14 protein-coding genes and 1 pseudogene are annotated in these 18,108 nt (G+C 66.0%); 9 read left to right on the top strand and 6 right to left on the bottom strand.

Annotated elements, in window-relative coordinates:
* Window positions 1–50: 50 nt before the first annotated feature.
* A complete protein-coding gene (locus ACP15K_RS09855; protein ID WP_424990409.1) occupies window positions 51–1,223 on the bottom strand; it encodes a glycosyltransferase family 4 protein in 1,173 nt (390 codons plus the stop codon).
* Window positions 1,224–1,460: 237 nt separating this feature from the next.
* On the opposite strand from ACP15K_RS09855, the gene ACP15K_RS09850 reads away from it, so the two are divergent.
* On the top strand, window positions 1,461–2,591 hold the full coding sequence (locus tag ACP15K_RS09850; RefSeq protein WP_193142953.1) for a glycosyltransferase family 4 protein: 1,131 nt from the start codon (window positions 1,461–1,463) through the stop codon (window positions 2,589–2,591).
* Between the two features lie 9 nt (window positions 2,592–2,600).
* On the opposite strand, the gene ACP15K_RS09845 is transcribed toward ACP15K_RS09850, so the two are convergent.
* The 4 genes from ACP15K_RS09845 to ACP15K_RS09830 form a co-directional block, all read right to left on the bottom strand.
* Window positions 2,601–3,656: a formylglycine-generating enzyme family protein gene (locus tag ACP15K_RS09845; RefSeq protein ID WP_424990408.1), complete on the bottom strand. Its 1,056-nt coding sequence runs from the start codon at window positions 3,654–3,656 to the stop codon at window positions 2,601–2,603.
* Window positions 3,647–5,275, bottom strand: a complete 1,629-nt coding sequence (locus tag ACP15K_RS09840) for a GMC oxidoreductase (protein WP_424990407.1) — start codon at window positions 5,273–5,275, stop codon at window positions 3,647–3,649. Before ACP15K_RS09840 ends, ACP15K_RS09845 begins: the two co-directional genes overlap by 10 nt.
* Window positions 5,272–6,192, bottom strand: a complete 921-nt coding sequence (locus ACP15K_RS09835) for a glycosyltransferase (protein ID WP_193142950.1) — start codon at window positions 6,190–6,192, stop codon at window positions 5,272–5,274. Before ACP15K_RS09835 ends, ACP15K_RS09840 begins: the two co-directional genes overlap by 4 nt.
* Before the next feature lie 99 nt (window positions 6,193–6,291).
* Window positions 6,292–7,344 (bottom strand): Gfo/Idh/MocA family protein, encoded by a 1,053-nt coding sequence (locus tag ACP15K_RS09830; protein WP_424990406.1) that lies wholly within the window; start codon window positions 7,342–7,344, stop codon window positions 6,292–6,294.
* 180 nt (window positions 7,345–7,524) lie between these two features.
* On the opposite strand from ACP15K_RS09830, the gene ACP15K_RS09825 reads away from it, so the two are divergent.
* The 4 genes from ACP15K_RS09825 (at window position 7,525) to comE (ending at window position 11,768) form a co-directional block, all read left to right on the top strand.
* Window positions 7,525–8,586, top strand: a complete 1,062-nt coding sequence (locus ACP15K_RS09825; protein WP_193142948.1) for an NAD-dependent epimerase/dehydratase family protein — start codon at window positions 7,525–7,527, stop codon at window positions 8,584–8,586.
* A 65-nt stretch (window positions 8,587–8,651) separates the two neighbouring features.
* The gene (locus ACP15K_RS09820; protein WP_424990405.1) at window positions 8,652–10,583 is read left to right on the top strand and encodes an acyl CoA:acetate/3-ketoacid CoA transferase; all 1,932 of its coding nucleotides are present in this window, start codon (window positions 8,652–8,654) and stop codon (window positions 10,581–10,583) included.
* 127 nt (window positions 10,584–10,710) lie between these two features.
* Complete coding sequence (locus ACP15K_RS09815) at window positions 10,711–11,217, top strand: sulfopyruvate decarboxylase subunit alpha (RefSeq protein WP_424990450.1); 507 nt, start codon at window positions 10,711–10,713, stop codon at window positions 11,215–11,217.
* Entirely contained in the window at window positions 11,214–11,768 is a 555-nt protein-coding gene (comE, locus tag ACP15K_RS09810; protein ID WP_424990404.1) for a sulfopyruvate decarboxylase subunit beta, read from the top strand. Before ACP15K_RS09815 ends, comE begins: the two co-directional genes overlap by 4 nt.
* 8 nt (window positions 11,769–11,776) lie before the next feature.
* Here comE and ACP15K_RS09805 read toward each other — a convergent pair whose 3' ends face one another.
* On the bottom strand, window positions 11,777–12,550 hold the full coding sequence (locus tag ACP15K_RS09805; RefSeq protein ID WP_193142945.1) for an IclR family transcriptional regulator: 774 nt from the start codon (window positions 12,548–12,550) through the stop codon (window positions 11,777–11,779).
* A gap of 197 nt (window positions 12,551–12,747) precedes the next feature.
* Here ACP15K_RS09805 and ACP15K_RS09800 point away from each other — a divergent pair, with 197 nt between their 5' ends.
* From ACP15K_RS09800 to ACP15K_RS09785, 4 genes and pseudogenes are all read left to right on the top strand, one after another.
* Window positions 12,748–14,250, top strand: coding sequence for an aldehyde dehydrogenase family protein (locus tag ACP15K_RS09800; RefSeq protein WP_424990403.1), 1,503 nt, complete (start codon window positions 12,748–12,750; stop codon window positions 14,248–14,250).
* Window positions 14,251–14,254: 4 nt separating this feature from the next.
* A complete protein-coding gene (locus tag ACP15K_RS09795) occupies window positions 14,255–15,517 on the top strand; it encodes an NAD(P)/FAD-dependent oxidoreductase (protein ID WP_193142943.1) in 1,263 nt (420 codons plus the stop codon).
* Between the two features lie 24 nt (window positions 15,518–15,541).
* Entirely contained in the window at window positions 15,542–16,930 is a 1,389-nt protein-coding gene (gene hglS, locus ACP15K_RS09790; RefSeq protein WP_424990402.1) for a 2-oxoadipate dioxygenase/decarboxylase HglS, read from the top strand.
* 127 nt (window positions 16,931–17,057) lie between these two features.
* Window positions 17,058–18,069, top strand: a pseudogene (locus ACP15K_RS09785) (IS30 family transposase).
* Window positions 18,070–18,108: the final 39 nt, after the last annotated feature.

Raw genomic sequence — 18,108 nt, 5'->3', positions numbered from 1 at the left:
ACACACGACAGGGGGCGTGCCGGGACACCGGCGCGCCCCTCTTTCATGGGTCAGGCGCAGCGAGCCGCCTTTCGAAAACTCGCCTCGGCCAATTCCGCCGCCTTGTCCCAGCCAAAGGTGCCCGCCTGCGTCAGCGCCTTGTTGCGCAGATCCCCGGCCAGCGCGGTGTCGCACAGCAGCCGGATCGCGGCCTTGGCCAAAGCCTCGGGATGCTCCGGGTCGAAATAAAGCCCGCCGTCACCCACAACTTCCGGCAGGCTGCCCCGGTCCGATGACAGAACCGGTGTGCCGCAGGACATGGCCTCCAGCGCGGGTAGACCGAAGCCTTCCCAGAGCGACGGAAAAACCAGCGCCTCGGCCCCCGACAGCAGGGTCGCCAGTTCGTTGTCGTCGATTTCTCCGGTGAAGGTAATGGCGTCCGAGGCGCGCGCATCGGCGCTGGCCCCGGCCTTCAATTCGTCCACATTGTCCCAGAAGCGCGCGCCGGTGGTGCGCCCGACGATGGCCAGATGCGCCTCGGGCACGGCGGCCAGGATCTCGGGCATCGCCTCGATCAGGCGCAGCACGTTCTTGTGGCGGTTGAAGCCGCCCACATAGACCAGCAAGCGGGCGGTGTCGGGGATGCCGTGGCGCGCGCGCACCTGCGACAGCACCGCCGCATCGGTGACCGGGTTGAAGACCTCGGACGCGCCTTCGGTGATGACGTCGATGCGGTTGGGCCGGATGTTCAGGATCGATGACAGATCCTGCGCCGAAGCCTGCGAGATCGTCATCACCCGCGTGGCCTGTTTCTTGGCCAGCCAGCATTTGGCCTGCCACAGCCGGAAGTTCTTCTTCGACGGAAAGATCAGATCGGGGAAGTGTTCCGGTATGGTGTCGTGGAAACAGATCACGCTGGGGGTGCGCGACAGCAGCGGAAAGTAGGAATAGACCGCCGGGTAGAAGAACACATCCGCCGTCAGCCCCCGTGCGGCTCGGGCCATGGTGGCCAGCGTGGCGGAATGGCGGGCCGAAGTGCCGGTCGCGGCCTCGGACATGGTTTGCCCGGCCCCGGCGATCACGACCTCGACATTGTCGGGCACCGGGCGGGTCGGCGGCTGGTCGAACAGCAGGGTATAGCGCATCCCGCTGTCGCGCGCCGCCAGTGCGGCGATCAGATCCCGCGTGAAACGCCCGAAACCGCGTTCGTTTTCCCAGGGGCTGGCATCGACGGCAATCTTCATGGGCGGTCCCTTTGTCTGCGCTTTCCCAAGTCCTAGGCGGTTTCGGGCAGGCCTCAAAGACCTGTTCGCAAACAGGGTCTATCGGGCGCAGGTCGCCACACGGTTGTGTGCGTCCCCGGCAACCGGGTGTTTACCCTGTGGCGCATTTGGTCGCTGTTCCCGCTGCGGAAGCTACCGCTGCGGCGCGCTTGCGGCTAAACAGGGCGGCAACGGCGGTTTAACGGTATGAGGGTGCGCATGGGCGGGGACAAACTGCGGGTCTTGCAGATGGGCACCCAGTTCGGGGTCGGCGGGATCACCCGCCACATTCTGGCGTTGCGCGACTGGATGCGCGGGCAGGGGCACGAGGTGTTTCTGGCCGGCACGCCGGATGTCTGGGCCAGCGCCGAAACCGAACCGGCCTTTCTGGACCTGCCCACCCGCTATGTCGCGGGCGAAGGCGCGAACATGCCGCATCGGCTGAGCAACCTTGGCAAGGCGTCATGGCGGTTGCGGCAATGGCTGCGGCAGAACCCGGTGGACCTGATCCACGCCCATGAAAGCGCGCCCGCTCTGGTGGCCGATCTGGCGCGCATGGGCCTGAACATCCCACTGGCGGTGACCTATCACGGCTCCGAGCCCGAGCGGATCGCCGCTTTCGGACGGATCGCGCGGCGTTGCGATCTGGTGATCACGCCCAGCCACCGCTCGGCCGAGGATCTGGCCACCATCGGCGGGGTGCCACAGGACCGGCTGAAGGTCATCGGTCTGGGGGTCGCCCCCGCGCCTGATGATCCCGACGCCGAGGTTGCGGCCCTGCGCGCCGAGCTTCTGGGGGACGGCACGCATCTGTTGGTGACCATCGCGCGGCTGATGTACCAGAAGGGCGTCGATATCCTGATCGATTGCGCGGTCGAGCTGAAAAAGACCAACCCCGGCTATCGCTTCGTGGTCGCGGGCGACGGGCCGGACGAGGCCGCCCTGCACGCACTGGCGGACGAAAAGGGCGTGACGGACGTTTTGACTTTCGTCGGGCGCACCAGCCGTCCGCATCTGTACCTGCGCGCCGCCGACATCTTCCTGCTGACCTCGCGGTGGGAGGCACTGCCTTTCACCATCGTCGAGTCGTTCCAAAGCGGCACCCCGGCCGTGGCCTCGGCCTGTTCGGGGGTGGTGGAGCTGATCGACGACAGCACCGGCAAGGTGGTGCCCATCGCCGATGTGCCCGCCATCTGCGCGGGCGTGCGCGAGGTGCTGGAGGATCCCGCGCGGCTGGCCGCCATGGGCGATACTGCGCTGGCGCGATCGCGCGAGGACCGCTTCCGCCCTGACTGGGTGCACGAGCAGTTCGAAAAGACCTATCGGGCGCTTGCCGGAAAAGGGGCCTGAGCCCGGCTCCTACATCTCGCGTACAAGGCGGATGACCGAGCCCGGCGCGTCATTGTCCGGATGCGGGCCGACGCGCATGGCCGACCGGTTCTGCCACGGAGGGTCTTCGAAACTGCCGCCCCGGAAGGTGACGAATTCGCACTCTTCGAACAGATGGGCGCTGCCGTCGGTTTTCACCGGGTCGTGCCACGGGGCGAAGCAATCCTCGACCCATTCCCAGCCATTGCCGATCATGTCGTAAAGGCCGAAACCATTGGGCGGAAACCGGCCCACCGGGCCGATGCTCAATCCGTCCGAGGCCGGGCCGCAGCCGGCGCAGGCCGCCATGTCGCTGCCGATCTCCATCCCCCAGGGGCGGGCGGTGACGGTGCCGGCGCGGGCGGCGTATTCCCATTCCGCATCGGTGGCCAGCCTATAGGTCTGCCCGGTCCGGGCCGACAGCCAGCGGGCGTAGGCCTGTGCGTCGTACCACATGAAGCCGGTTGCGGGCAGGGTCTCGCGGTTGTCGGCCTGATAGGTCAGGGCGCGTGGGGGCTGGCCGCTGGCGGCTTCCCAGTCCGGGTCGGCCTGTGCCGCATCCCATTCGGCAAAGGTGATCTCATGGCTGGAAAAGGCCAGCGGTGCGGGGATCCGCACCAGACGGCGCGGCCCTTCGCGGTTGATGAAGGGCAGTTGTTTGCGCCACGGGCGGCGCGAGACCACATGCACATAGCGGTCCCCCTCGATCAGGGGGGAACCCATCAGGTAGTAGCCTGCCGGGATCGCGACCATTTCGGGGCAGAGGTCAGGGCAATCGCGAAACACCTTCCCGGCCACGACCGTGGCCCCGCCGGGCTGGTGCAGGGGCAGCAGTTGCGAGGTCACGAACAGGCCCAGACGTTGCAGCCGGGACAGATCGACCGGGGGGGCCGCGCCCTCGGCAACGGCCAGGGCGGCGGCGTCATCCAGCTTGCGCAAGGCCGATTTCGCCGGGAAGTACAGCGCCACAAGCACCACGACGCTCAGCAGCACCAGGTAGAACACCCATCGAAAGACGGTCGCCACGAAGCGGAAGATCAGGCGCATGGGGGTCTCCTGTCAGGGTCGGCAAGGTCTTCGGCGATGCGGGCCCCGGCGCGGGCGGACAGCGCCATGATGGTCAGGCCGGGGTTCTGGAACGGGTTGGTGGGAAACGACGCGCTGTCGGTGACAAAGACGTTGGGCGCATCGTGCAGGCGGTTGTCGGCATCGGTCACATGGCGGGCCGGGTCGGTGCCCATGCAGGCGCCGCCGGTTTCATGGATCGACGAGCCCGGCACCAGCGCGCCCTCGGGCGTGTAGACCAGCGGTCCGGCGAACTTGTAGGCAATCTTCGAGATCAGGCTTTCCTTGCCGAGCAGATCATCGGGCAAACCATAGGTGGCGCAGATGTCCCTCAGGGTCTTGTCCATGTCGCGCGCCATCGCGCGTTCGTTGTCGGAATGGGTCAGCGTGACCTTCGCGGCGGGAATGCCCCAGGCGTCGCGCTTGGACGGGTCGATTTCGACCCGGTTGTCGGCGCGCGGCAGCACCTCGCCGATGGCCATGAAGAACCAGCCCGGTTCCAGCCGCCCGACCGAGCCCAGCAGCGCATAGCCGCGCAGGAAGCCCGGATCGTCGCCCGCATCGCGGTTGCGGAACGAGGGGATATAGATCCCCGACTGCTGGCCGAAGTCATAGGGGTCATGGCCGCTGCCCATGCCTTCGATCTGTGGCAGGGTGCCGGCGCGGAACATCATCAGGTGATCGGACAGGTAACGGCCAAGATTGCCCGAGGAATTGCCCAGCCCCGCCGGATGCCGCCCGCCCTTGGAGTTCAGCAGCAACCGCACGCTTTCGATGGTCGAGGCGGCGACGGCGACAGTGCGGGCGGTCACCGTGATCTCTTCGTGGGTGTCCGCATCGATAAAGGTCACGCCGGTGGCCAAGCCGGTCTCGGGATCGGTCTCGATCCGCGACACCACCGCGCCCGAGCGCAATTCGAACCGCCCGGTTGCTTGCGCTGCGGCCAGCGGCGGCGGCGTGCGGTCGGGCATGTGATGAATGATCCGGCAGGTGGTGGCGGGGCGGTCGGGCCATTTTTCGGCCATCTCGGCCATCAGGTCGCGTTCGGCGCGGGTCAGCGGGTGGGGGCCGGAGTAATGACCGTCGGGCAGGTTCTCGATCCCTGCCGCTTGCCCGGTGACGCCCAGAAACGCCTCGACGCGGGCATACCACGGGTCCATCTCGGCATGGGTCACGGGCCAGGTATCGCCGAACCCGTCGCGGTCGGCGGCCTTGAATTCCTGATCCGACAGGCGCAGCGCATTGCGGCCCCACAGGTGCAGCCGCCCGCCGACCTGCCGCGACCGGTACCAGTTGAACCGCGCCTTCGCGCCGGTGGTATAGGGATTTTCACGATCGTTGACGAACAGATGCGACGTGGTCGGGGTGAAGGACATGCAGCGCGCCTGCACATGCTGGCCGCGCAGGATCGAGGTCACGCGCGAGACGATGGACACGCGCGAACCGCCTTCGTGGTCGGGTTGGGGAAAATCGGCCGGTGACAGCTTGCGCCCCGCTTCCAGCATCAGCGTTTTCAGCCCGCGCTCGGCCGCTTCCTTGGCCACCCAGCCGCCGGCCGCGCCCGAGCCGATGACGATGATATCCCAATCCGGCGTGGTCATGGCCGCTTGGTGATGGTGCCCCAGGCCTCGCCCAGGGTCCAGAAGACGGTCAGGATCATGACATAGGGCAGGGCGGTGAGATAGCGCAGCCCCTTGCCCTTGGATGCCTGCGTCAGCCCGTGGCGCACCCACAGCAACGGCGGGATCAGCGGGCTGGTCAGGATATAGCCCAGCCGCTTCCACGCCGGCAGATGCACGGCCCGGATATGGCCGAACAGGCGGCCCCAATGGAACCGCTCGGGCAACAGGTCGCCCAGCGTGGCGGGGGGGCGGACGTGTTCAACGACCAGTTCATTGGACAATAGCAGCTCATCTCCGCGATCTATCAGGAACCAATGGACAACGGGTTCGCGAAACCGCTCCTGCCACAGGTGGCGGGTGTCTTCCAAAACCTTTCGCGAATAGGTGACGTTCACATCCGACACCCATTCCGCCGGGCCACTGTCGAAGGGCAGGCCATAGCGCCCGAAATCGGTGACGTAGAAGGCCCAGTTCAGCAGGCCCACCGGTTCCTTGCAGTCGATGGCACCGCCGATGACGCCATAGTCGGTCTCGGCGTGCAGCCGGACCACGGTGCGTGCCCAGTCGGGCCGCGGATGGCCGCGATCTTCCAGAATGGCGATGATGTCGCCGGTGGCGGCGGCCAGACCGGCGGCGCGGCGGCGGTCGAACAATTCGTGCTGGCCCGCTTCGGTGGTGATCGGCCGGGCCGGGGTGATCTGCCCGAGGTCCAGAAACTGCACCTGCGGAAACGCGTCCTGATATTGCAGCACATCCGCAACCGAAGCGTCATAGGGCACGATCAGTTCCAGCGGCGGGGTATCTTCCATCCGCTCGCAGGCGGCCAGGAAATCGCGCAGGTAAGTGCCGCCGTCGACGATGGTCACCACGATGGAAAGCTTGGGATCGGTACTCATGAAACTGGGTCTCGCTTTGAAAAATGGGCCGACGGGCGGATGATTCCCTCGGGCCAGCCTACCCCCTTGCGGGCGGCCATGGGACAAAGAACGCCCGTGTCACGGGATCATCGGCCCGAGGTTCTCCAGATGTACCTCTTGGCCCGTGCGGGAGCTTTCGGGCACCGCCGCCGCGACCTCGACCGCGCGCAGGGCGGCATGGCCATCGGCGATGGCAAGACCGGTCTCGCCACGGGTCAGGCGGATGAACTCGTCCAGCTCCTGCTGGAACGACGCCAGTGCCGTGGTTTTCCAGCTTTTCAGCTTTTCGCGCACCATGATCTCGGGAAAGCGGTTGCGGTTGCGGGTCACCGGCCCGCCGGGCTTGGCCATGGTCAGCAACAGGGTTTCCATCGGGGCATAGGCCCCGCGCACCATCCCGTGCGAGCCATAGACCTCGACCAGAGACTTGTAGCCCTTCCAGTCGGTCCATGTGGCCTGATAGATCGCGTTCACCCCGGACGGCGCCTTGAAAATCGCCATGGCATTGTCTTCCGAGCCGGGTTCCTGCCACACGTTTTCGGTGGCCACCCCGTAGACCGAGGTGATCTCGCCCATCAGGAAGCGCGCCATGTCGGTCATGTGGATACCCACGTCCCACAGCGCGCCGCCGCCGGACACTTCGGCCTTGTATTCCCAGTCGTAGGCGAATTTCGGCAGACCTTCGTGGCCGCCATAGATGCGGATGTGGTCGACCTGACCGATCTTGCCGCTGTCGATGATGTCTTTCACATACGAAAAGGCCGGGTAATAGCGCATGTTGAACCCTGCCCCCAGATGGCAGCGCGCGGCCTTGGCCGCCGCGACGATGCGGCGGGCGGCGTCGACTGTATGGGCCAGCGGCTTTTCCGACAGCACGTTCAGGCCTAGGTCGAAGGCGCGCAGGCACAGCGGCTCGCGCACATGGGCGGGGGTCGAGATCACCACCGCATCCATCGGCGTTTCAAAAAAGCGGTCCAGATCGGTGAAGGCCGGGGCGCCATTGGCAAAGGCCCGCGCCTTTTCCTCGGTCATGTCCATGACCGCCACCAGTTCGGCGTCCGAATGGGCCATGATGGTTTCCACCCGCATCTGGCCAATCTTGCCCGCAGATCCGATAACGCCGAATTTCATGAGGTTACTCTCACTCTCGCCAAACTGCCCGGGGGTCGCGTGACCCCGTACTCATCAGAAAAAACCTACAAAATCGGTAACACGTGGGGTTACAGTCGGGCTATCTGTCAGGCTGACGCATGGTTACGGCGCGCCTGAGGTGGTCTAGTCTGGGAAGTACAACAGGGCAGGGGCGCAAGGATGGGCGGGCAAAACGGGTTGGCCGGAACGAAGGTATTCGTCACCGGGGGCAGCGGGTTCATCGGACGGCGGCTGGTGGCAGCCCTGACAGCGGCGGGGGCCGAGGTGACGGCCCTGTCGCGCGCAGGGCAGGTGGCCGGGGCCGCCCGGACGATCACCGGCGGGCTGTCGGATCCCGCTGTCCTGAAGGACGGGCTGGCAGGGCAGGCGGTGCTGTTTCACCTGGCCTATGACGTGCGCGCCTCGGCGGCCGACAACCTGGCCGGGTTCGAAACCCTGCTGGCGGCAGCGACCGAGGCGAGCGTCGGCCGCATCGTGCACACCAGTTCCATCGTCGTCTACGACGGCTGGCCCGACAGCGACCTGACCGAGGACAGCCCGATGGAGCAACCCGGCGGCAGCCCCTACCGGCAGGCCAAGATCCAAATGGAACGCCGGTTGATGGCGGGCAGCCTGCCCGCCGCGATCCTGCAGCCGACCATCGTCTGGGGGCCGGGATCGTCGTTGTGGACCGATGCGCTGGCCGAGGCGCTGACCGGCGGTGACGTGATCCTGCCCGAACCGGAAGGCGTGCTGAACGGTGTCTATGTGGACGATCTGGTGCAGGCGCTGCTGCAGGCTGCGCAGGTGCCCGATCTTGGTCAGGAACGATTCATCATTTCCGGCCCCGAGGGCCAGACATGGCGCGGGCTGATCGAGGGCTATGCCGCGGCCATCGGGCAGGGCAGGGTTCGACTGGAACCCCATGACGCGCTGGCCGCGCGGCTGGGTCCAAAACCGCCCGAGGGCGGCGATTCCGGCCCTTCGGCGGCGGCTCGGGTCAGTGCCATTGCACGGCGCCTGCTGGGGCGGGAGCGGTTCGAGGCCCTGGTCCGACAGGTCAAGCGGCGTCTGTCCAGGGGCGGCGACTTCACCCCCGACCACCACCTGCTTGAAGTCTACTCGGGCACCGGGCGCTGTGCCACCGACCGGGCGCAGACGCGGCTGGGCTATGCGCCGCAATTCGGTCTGGCCGAGGGTCTGGCCGCCACCGCCCCCTATCTGAAGAAACGCCTGACCTGAGCGGGCACGGGCGCGCCTGAAACGGCGCGCTCTCGGAAATTCTGCACGTCTGACGGGAGAGAGACATGCGCAACAAGGTAGTCACCGCCGCCGAAGCGGCCGCACTGATCAAGGATGGCGACACCATCACCACGTCGGGCTTCGTCGGGATCGGCGTGCCGGACGAGTTGCTTTGCGCCGTCGAGGACCGATTTCTGGCCAGCGGATCGCCCCGCGACCTGACCCTGATCTTCGCGGCGGGCCAGGGCGACGGCAAGGACCGCGGCCTGAACCGGCTGGGCCACGACGGTCTGCTGAAGCGCGTGGTCGGCGGCCACTGGGGCCTGATCCCCAAGGTGGCCGCGCTGGCGGTCGAGGGCAAGATCGAGGGCTGGAACCTGCCGCAGGGTTGCCTCAGCCAGTTGTTCCGCGACATCGCCGCCGGCAAGCCGGGGATGCTGTCGCGCGTTGGGCTGGAGACCTTCGTCGATCCGCGTCACGGCGGCGGCGCGATCAATGCCATCAGCACCGAACCGCAGGTGGAACTGATGCAGATTGGCGGCGAGGACATGCTGTTCTACCCGGCCCAGAAGCTGACCGTCGCGCTGCTGCGCGGCACCACCGCCGACCAGATGGGCAATATCACCATGGAGCGCGAGGCGCTGGTGCTCGACAACCTTGCGCAGGCCATGGCGGTCAAGGCCGCCGGCGGCGTGGTGATCGTGCAGGTCGAACGCATCGCGCGCAACAAGTCTCTGCCCCCGCGCGACGTGCAGATCCCCGGCATCCTTGTGGATGCGGTGGTGGTGTCCCGGCCCGAACACCATGTCCAGACTTACGGCACCACCTTCAGCCAGGCCTTCACCAACCGCATCCGTCCGCCCGATGGCGAAACCCCGGCGATGGAGCTGGACGCCCGCAAGGTCATCGCCCGGCGCTGTGCCTTCGAATTGCCGATCAACGGGGTGGTGAACCTCGGGATCGGGATGCCGGAAGGCGTGGCTTCGGTGGCCGCCGAAGAGGGGCTTCTGGATCACCTCACCCTGACCGCCGAACCCGGCGTGATCGGGGGTCAGCCCGCCTCGGGGCTGGATTTCGGTGCGGCGGTAAACACCGACGCGGTGATCCCGCAGAACAGCCAGTTCGACTTTTACGATGGCGGCGGGCTGGACATGGCCTGTCTGGGTCTGGCGCAGGCCGACCCCCTGGGCAACGTCAACGTGTCCCGCTTTGGCCCGCGTCTGGCCGGGGCCGGGGGCTTCATCAACATCTCGCAAAACGCCCGCGCCCTGGTCTTTGCCGGCACCTTTACGGCCGCAGGGCTGGACGTGGTGATCGAGGATGGGGGGTTGCGCATTGCGCGCGAAGGCCGGTTCCCCAAGTTCCTGCGCTCGGTGGAACAGATCACCTTTTCCGGTGCCCGCGCCGCGCGGCTGGGCCAGCCGGTGCTCTATGTCACCGAACGCTGCGTGTTCGAATTGACCACCCAGGGGCTGAAGCTGGTCGAGATCGCGCCGGGTGTCGATCTGGACGCCGATATTCTGGCCCATATGGAAACCGCGCCGCTGATCGACGAGATCCGGCAGATGGACATTCGCATCTTCCGCCCGGCGGCGATGGATCTTCGGGTCGATCTGCTGCATCTGGATCTGCCCATGCGCGTGGCGCTGGATGCCGAAGCGGACCGGCTGTTCCTGAACTTCGAGAAAATGCGCATCCGCAGCGCCGATGACGTGGCCATGGTGCGCGCCGCCGTAGAGCGTGTCTGCGCACCGCATCCGCGCAAGGTGGATGTGATCGTGAACTACGACGATTGCCGCATCGATGATGATCTGGTCAATCTCTGGGCCCAGATGGTCGAAGACCTGCAACAGCGGTATTATGCCAGCGTGTCGCGCTATGCCGGGTCCGCCTTCATGCGGATGAAGCTGAGCGAGGCCTTCCCCAAGGCGCGCCCGCATATCTATGAAACCCGCGAACAGGCCAGCCGCTATCTGGAGGACAAATCCACAGACTGAGGCCAGCCTTTGGGCGTCATGCCGGAACTCGCGGAAAGCCCGAGGCCGGTCTTGCACCTTATTCTTGTGGCCGCCTAGAGACTGCCCCTCAATCTTGCCAGCAACAGGAACTGCCATGCCGCCTGACCTGACCATCGACCAGAAGATCGCCGGGGATCTGATCGCCAACGACGTTTCCTTCGTGACCACGGTGCCCTGCAAGCAACTGGCCGGGGTGATTGCCGAGATCGACCGCCGCCCCGAGATCCGCCATGTGCCCGCCAACAAGGAAGACGAGGGCATGGGCCTGTGCGCCGGGGCGTGGATGGGCGGCCAGCGCGCCGCGATCATCATGCAGAACACCGCCCTGGGCGTGACGCTGAACACGCTGGCCACGCTGATCCAGTTCTACCGGATGCCGCTGCCGCTGCTGATTTCCTATCGCGGAGAGCTGCGCGAGCCGGTGGCCTGCCAGGTCGAAATGGCGCTGCACACCAAGGCGCTTCTGGCGCAGCTGCACATCCCGACCTATCACTTCCACACGCAGGCGGATGCGGCCGAGCTGGATGCGATCCTGAAATACAGCTTCATGTGCAACAAGCCCGTGGCGGTGCTGACCGACGCGTCCTTCTGGGGAGGCTATGGCGACCAATGATCCGTTCCGAAATCCTGCGCGAAATCGCCCCGATCCTTCGCGATCACCTTGTCATCAGCAACATCGGCATTCCCAGTCAGGAACTGCATGCCATCGACGACCAGCCCAGCAATTTCTACATGCTGGGCACCATGGGGCTGGCCTCTTCCATCGGGCTGGGGCTGGCGCTGGCGCAGCCCAAACCGGTGATCGTGATCGACGGCGACGGCTCGGTCCTGACCAACCTCGGCACCCTGCCGACCATCGCCAACAACCCCGCCGACAATTACATTCTGATGATCATCGACAACGGCTCCTACGGCTCGACCGGCGACCAGCCGACCTATACCAGCGGCAAGACCTCGCTGGCGGGCATGGCGCGGGCGGCGGGGTGTGAGCGGGTGGTTGAATGCAGCGGGGAGGAGACCGGCCCGGTTCTGCAAGAGGCGCTGGACAGCGGCCAGATGACGGTGATCGTGGTACGCTGCGACAGCGGCAACGCCAAGATGCCGGTGATCACCCTGGACCCGGTGGTGATCCGCGACCGTTTCATGAAAGCCGTGCGCGCCTAGGCGGCGCTTCAGGCCTCGTCGATCAGGGCACCCAGCCGCGCGGCGGTGGCATGCAGTTGCGGCACCAGATGCACCGCATTCTTCAGCGCCAGCCGCTGTTCAGGTGCGTGAAAGGACAGCGTCGACAGCAACCGGCCCGACCCGTCAAGCACCGGCACCGCCAGCGACACCATCCCGTTCAGGAATTCGCCATTGTCGATCCCGAAGCCGCGATCGCGCGTGCGGCGCACGGCTTCGGCCAGCCGGTCGGGATCGGTGATCGTGCGCGGCGTCCGATCCTTCAGCGCGGTGGTTGTGATATAGGTTTCCAGCGGCGTATCGTCGAAGGTGCTGAGAAACATCTTGCCACTGGCCGTGCAATACAGCGGCATCCGCGTACGCAACGGCAATTGGATGCGCAGGGCGTGGCGGGTTTCGGCCTGCTCCAGCCCGATCATCGCGTCCCGATCCGGCACCGCGAGCACGCAGGTTTCGTGGATCTCGGCGGCCAGCCGTTTCAGGATCGCCACCCGCGCCGTGCGCATCCTCAGCGATGACAGAACCCCGGCGGAAAGCTGCCGCAGCCTTGGGGCCGGGGCATAGCCGCGGCCGTTGAATTCGCGCTGGATGAAGCCTTCGTCCTCAAGCGTGTTGAACAGTCGGTGAATGGTCGGCTTGGGCAGGCCCAGCTGGCGGTTGACCTCGGTCGGGGTGACCGGCACGCCGGCCTCGGCCATGGCTTCCAGCACCAGCAGCAGCCGCAGGTTGGTGGGGATCGTCCCGTCCTTGTCCGTCTCGTCCATCAGGGATGCCCCGCTTTCCCGCGCTCCGGTGATCTAGCCCGAAGGCCGCGGGGGCGTCGATGGGGCAGGGCCGCGCGGGCCTTGGCATATATTTCGTTTTCCAAGCCCCGGCACGCTGTGTCACCATGGTCCGGACCGGCATCGCGCGGATGTTTCACGCCCACCCGCACAGGCCCAGACAAAAGGGACCCACGCCCATGGCCCATCAGCAGATCCTGACCGCCTGCGGCCTGACCACCGCGCAGACCACCGGCGGCGACCTGCCCGTGACCACCCCAGTGGATGGCAGCGAGATCGCCCGCGTGCACAGCCAATCCCCTGAGCAGGCCACCGCCACCATCGCCCGCGCCCGCACCGCGTTCGAGGCGTGGCGCCAGGTGCCCGCACCGCGCCGCGGGGAATTGGTGCGCCTGCTGGGTGAGGACTTGCGCCGCGAGAAGGAAAACCTGGGCCGGCTGGTGACGTTGGAAAGCGGCAAGATCTACCAGGAAGGCCTGGGCGAAGTGCAGGAGATGATCGACATCTGCGACTTTGCCCTCGGCCTGTCGCGGCAGCTTTATGGGTTGACCATCGCCTCGGAACGTCCCGGTCACACCATGCGCGAGACCTGGCATCCGCTGGGGGTCGTGGGGATCATCACCGCCTTCAACTTTCCCGCAGCCCCCTGGTGCTGGAACGCGGCGCTGGCGCTGGTTTGCGGCGATCCGGTGATTGCCAAACCCTCCGAGAAGACCCCACTGACGCAACTGGCGATCCAGCGGATCTGTGACCGGGCCGTGGCCGCCTTTGGTCCCGATGCGCCCGAGGGCCTGATCCAGACCCTGATCGGCCAGCGCGACCTTGGGCAGGTGCTGACCGCCTCGCCGGATGTGGCGCTGATCTCGGCCACCGGGTCGGTGCCCATGGGCAAGGCCGTGGCATCCGAGATTGCGCGGCGGCTGGGCAAGACCATTCTGGAACTGGGCGGCAACAACGCGATGATCGTCGCCCACTCGGCCGATCTGGAAATGGCGGTGCGGGCCATCGTCTTTTCCGCCGTCGGCACCGCCGGGCAGCGTTGCACCTCGCTGCGCCGCCTGATCGTGCATGGCGACATCTACGACATGTTGGTACCACGCCTGATCCAAACCAATGCGGGCCTGTCCATCGGCAGCCCGTTGGAGCCCGGCACGCTGATCGGCCCGCTGATCGACGCAGGCGCCCTGACCGCGATGGAGGCCGCGCTGGAAACCGCACGCGCCGAGGGTGGCACCGTGCACGGCGGCGGGCGCGCACTGGCCGACCGGTTCCCGGACGCCGCCTATGCCCATCCGGCCATCGTCGAAATGCCCGCGCAGACCGCCATCATGCATACCGAGACCTTCGCCCCGATCCTCTATGTCGTGAAATACCGCGATCTGGACGAGGCCATCGCCCTGCAAAACGCCGTCCCGCAGGGGTTGTCGTCCTGCATCTTCTCGACCGATGTGCGCGAGACCGAGTATTTCCTGTCGGCGCAGGGGTCCGACTGTGGCATCGCCAATGTGAACATCGGCCCCTCGGGCGCCGAGATCGGCGGGGCCTTCGGCGGCGAGAAGGACACCGGCGGCGGGCGCGAAAGCGGCTCGGATGCGTGGCGGGCCTACATGCGGCGGCAGACCTCGACGGTGAACTATTCGCGTGACCTGCCGCTGGCGCAGGGCATCACCTTTGAAATCTGAGGCGATGATGGACGCGCCCCACAGCCTCTGGCGAGCGACGGTGCCCGAGCCGGGGTCTTTCCCGGCACTGGAGCGGAACCTGTCCGTGGATGTGGCGATCATCGGCGGCGGATACACCGGGCTTTCGGCGGCCTGCCACCTGGCCGAGGCCGGGGCCAGCGTCGCGCTGGTCGAGGCCCGCAGCATCGGCTTTGGCGGCTCGGGGCGCAATGTGGGGCTGGTCAATGCCGGTCTGTGGGTCCCCCCCGACTCGGTCGAGGCGCGGCTAGGGACACCTGCCGGAACCCGCCTGAACGCGGCGCTGGCCGAGGGGCCGGAGGTGGTCTTCGACCTGATCGCACGCCACCAGATCCGCTGCGAGGCTGTGCGCAACGGCACCCTGCATTGCGCCCATTCCGCCGCCGGGCTGCGTGATCTGACGGCCCGCTTCGCGCAACAGCAGGCGCGCGGTGCGCCGGTTGCCCTGCTGGATCCCGCACAGACCGCGTCGCGGACCGGCACCACCGCCTATCTGGGGGCGCTATGGGATGGCCGGGCCGGCACGATCCAGCCGCTGGCCTATGCGCAGGGGCTGGCACGGGTCGCCAGACAATATGGGGCGCAGATCTTTGAACACAGTCCCGCGCTTGCCGTGTCACGGACGGGCGACGGCTGGAGCGTGAGCACGCCCAAGGGGACGCTGCGCGCGGCGCGCCTGATCCAGGCCACCAATGCCTATGGCGCAGGGCGGGCCGGACAGAACCCGGTGATCCCCGCGCATTTCTTCCAACTGGCCACCGCGCCGCTGCCAGTCGCCTTGCAATCCGCGATCCTGTCCGGGCGGGAAGGCTGCTGGGACACAGCGCCGGTGCTGACCTCCTTGCGGATGGAGGCGTCGGGGCGCTTGCTCCTTGGCGCACTTGGCAATCTTGATGGACCGGGCCGGGGGCCTCATGCGGCGTGGGCACGGCGCAAGCTGGAAAAGCTGTTTCCGCAATTGCGCGGCATCGGGTTCGACCATGCCTGGACCGGGCGTATCGCCATGACCACCACCCATCTGCCGTGCGTGCACAGCCTGGGACCGAAGGCCGTTTCGATCTTCGGCTACAGCGGGCGCGGCATCGGTCCCGGCACGGTCTTTGGCCGCGCCGCCGCGCAATGGGCATTGGGCACCGGCGATTTCCCGGTGGCGATCACCGATCCCGCACCAGAACCCGCCGTCGCCCTGAAAGCCGCCGCACTGGAAACCGGGGCGGTCCTGACGCACCTTGTGGGCGCGCGCCACTGACCCGAGACCTGAAGGAACCTGCCCATGACCCGCCGTTCTCGCAGCCCCAATCAGATCCGCGCCGATTTCTCGGCAGCGATGTCGGCCATGTACCGGACCGAGGTGCCCGCCTATGGCGATCTGGTCAAGATCGTCGGCCAGACCAATGTCACCGTCCTGAACAGCCCGGCCCGCGACGCCCTGAACCTGACGCCGGATGAGGACACCACGCGGATTTCGCAGGAACGCCACGGCGCGATCCGGCTGGGTACGGCGGCGGAACTGGCCATGATGGCCCGCGTCTTTCGCGTGATGGGGATGCATCCGGTGGGCTACTATGACCTGTCGGTGGCCTCGGTGCCGGTGCATTCCACCGCCTTCCGTCCAATCGCACGGGCCGATCTGGCGGAAAACCCGTTCCGGGTGTTCACCTCGCTGCTGCGGCTGGAACTGATCGCGGACGCTGCCTTGCGGGAAAAAGCCCAAGCGGTGCTGGACCGACGCCAGATCTTCACCGAAACGGCCATTGCACTGACCGAAACGGCCGAGGCCAATGGCGGTCTGGAGGACGGTGATGCCGCCGACTTCGTGCGCGAGGTGCTGGAAACCTTCCGCTGGCATCCCGAAGCCTGCGTCGATGCCGAAACCTTCGCCGCCCTCATCAAGGCGCACCGGCTGATCGCCGACGTGGTGTCGTTTCGCGGCCCGCACATCAACCATCTGACCCCGCGCACGCTGGACATCGACGCAGCACAGGACGGCATGATCGCGCGCGGCCTCCCGGCCAAGGCGATCATCGAGGGGCCGCCACGACGCACCTGTCCGATCCTGTTGCGGCAGACCGCCTTCAAGGCGCTGGATGAGCCGGTGCGGTTCCCCACGCCTGCGGGCGGCTGGCACGACGGCCACCATACCGCCCGGTTCGGCGAGATCGAACAGCGCGGTGCGGCGCTGACCCCGAAGGGGCGTACGCTGTATGACCAGTTGCTGGCCGAGGTACGCGCGGCAGTTCTGCCGGCCGCTGATGGCACCAACACCGCCGAATATGACGCCAAACTGGCGGAGGTTTTCCGCAAGTTCCCCGATGATTGGCGCAAGCTGTACGATCAGGGGCTGGCGTACTTCAAGTTTGCCGTCACGGGGATGCCGCCACCGGGAACACCACAGGACGTGGCAGCCCTTCTGGACGCCGGTGTCCTGACCCTCAGCCCGATCATCTACGAGGACTTCCTGCCGGTCAGCGCAGCGGGCATCTTCCAGTCCAACCTTGGCGACGAGGCGCGGGACAGGGTGCAGCCGGTTTCCAACCAGCAGCAGTTCGAAGCGGCCCTTGGTGTGCCGGTGGCCGATGAGTTCGCGCTGTACGACGCCCTGCAAGCGGACTCGCTGGCGGCTTGTTTGCGACAGCTGTCTGGAACGACATCTTCTGGCTAGACGCCACCATCCGCACCCATTGTTTATACATAAGTCTGATTACAGCGTCTTCGCATAGGATCAGGGTGGATTCACAAACGAAGTGCAAATTTTGTACGAATACAGAGAGTTGCATGGAGTATGAAGAATGGGAACCCACTATTGTCACCTGAAGCTGGACGAACGGCGCAAGCTCGCAAAGTGGCTGGAAGCCAAAATGCCGGTCTCAGAGATTGCGGATAGATTGTGCCGCGACCCCTCGACGATCTACCGGGACATTAAAGCGGAACCGATATACTGACGAAGAAATACCGGAGCTGAACGGCTATCACGCTCTCGTCGCTCAAGACAAATACGAGCAGCGCCGTGCTGTCCATCGCAAGATGATCGCTCATCCTGAACTCAAGGCCGCCATCGAGGATCGGCTGAAGGCTGGCTGGTCGCCAGAGCAGATAGCCGGTCGCATGCGATTGGAACGTCATCCGATCCGCGTGAGCCACGAGACGATCTATCGCTTCGCCTATTCCAAGGACGGTCGCGAGGAGCAGTTTTATCGGCACCTTCCCGAACATCGCCGCCGCCGCAGGCCGCGTGGCTATCGCAAGCATAACCGGACCCACATCTTCGACGTTCAAAGCCTGTCCCACAGGCCTGAGCGCATCTCTGAGCGTGCCGAGTTCGGCCATTGGGAGTGCGACCTGATGATGTTCCGCAAGGAGCATGGAAAGGTGAACGTGACGTCTCTGGTCGAGCGCGTCAGTCGTTTCGCCGTTGTCATGCGCAATGAGGATCGCCAATCCAAACCGATCATGGAGGCGCTGATCCAGGGGCTAGCTCCCCTGCCCGCCGATGCACGCCAGTCGATCACCTTTGATCGCGGCACCGAGTTCTCCGCCTGGCGGCACCTGAAAGCCGGGATAGGTGCAGATGCATGGTTTTGTGACCCACAAGCTCCGTACCAGAAAGGCACAGTCGAGAACACGAACAACAGGCTGCGGAAGTATCTCCCCAGATCCACCGAACCGACGGCGCTGACAAATCGATACTTGAGGTCGATTTGCCACCGCGTCAATTCCACGCCGCGCAAGTGCCTCGGCTACCGAACGCCCGCTGAGGTGTTTCAAAGCGAGCTGATGGAGTTACAGAACCGGCTGGAGTAAAACGACATATCAGGAACTGCACTTCACCGTGAGCTCACA

The sequence above is a fragment of the Fluviibacterium sp. S390 genome, assembly GCF_049800695.1.
Classification (GTDB): Bacteria; Pseudomonadota; Alphaproteobacteria; order Rhodobacterales; family Rhodobacteraceae; genus Meridianimarinicoccus.
Note: the sequence above shows the minus strand (reverse complement) of the source record. Positions and strands in the feature narration are given on the sequence as shown.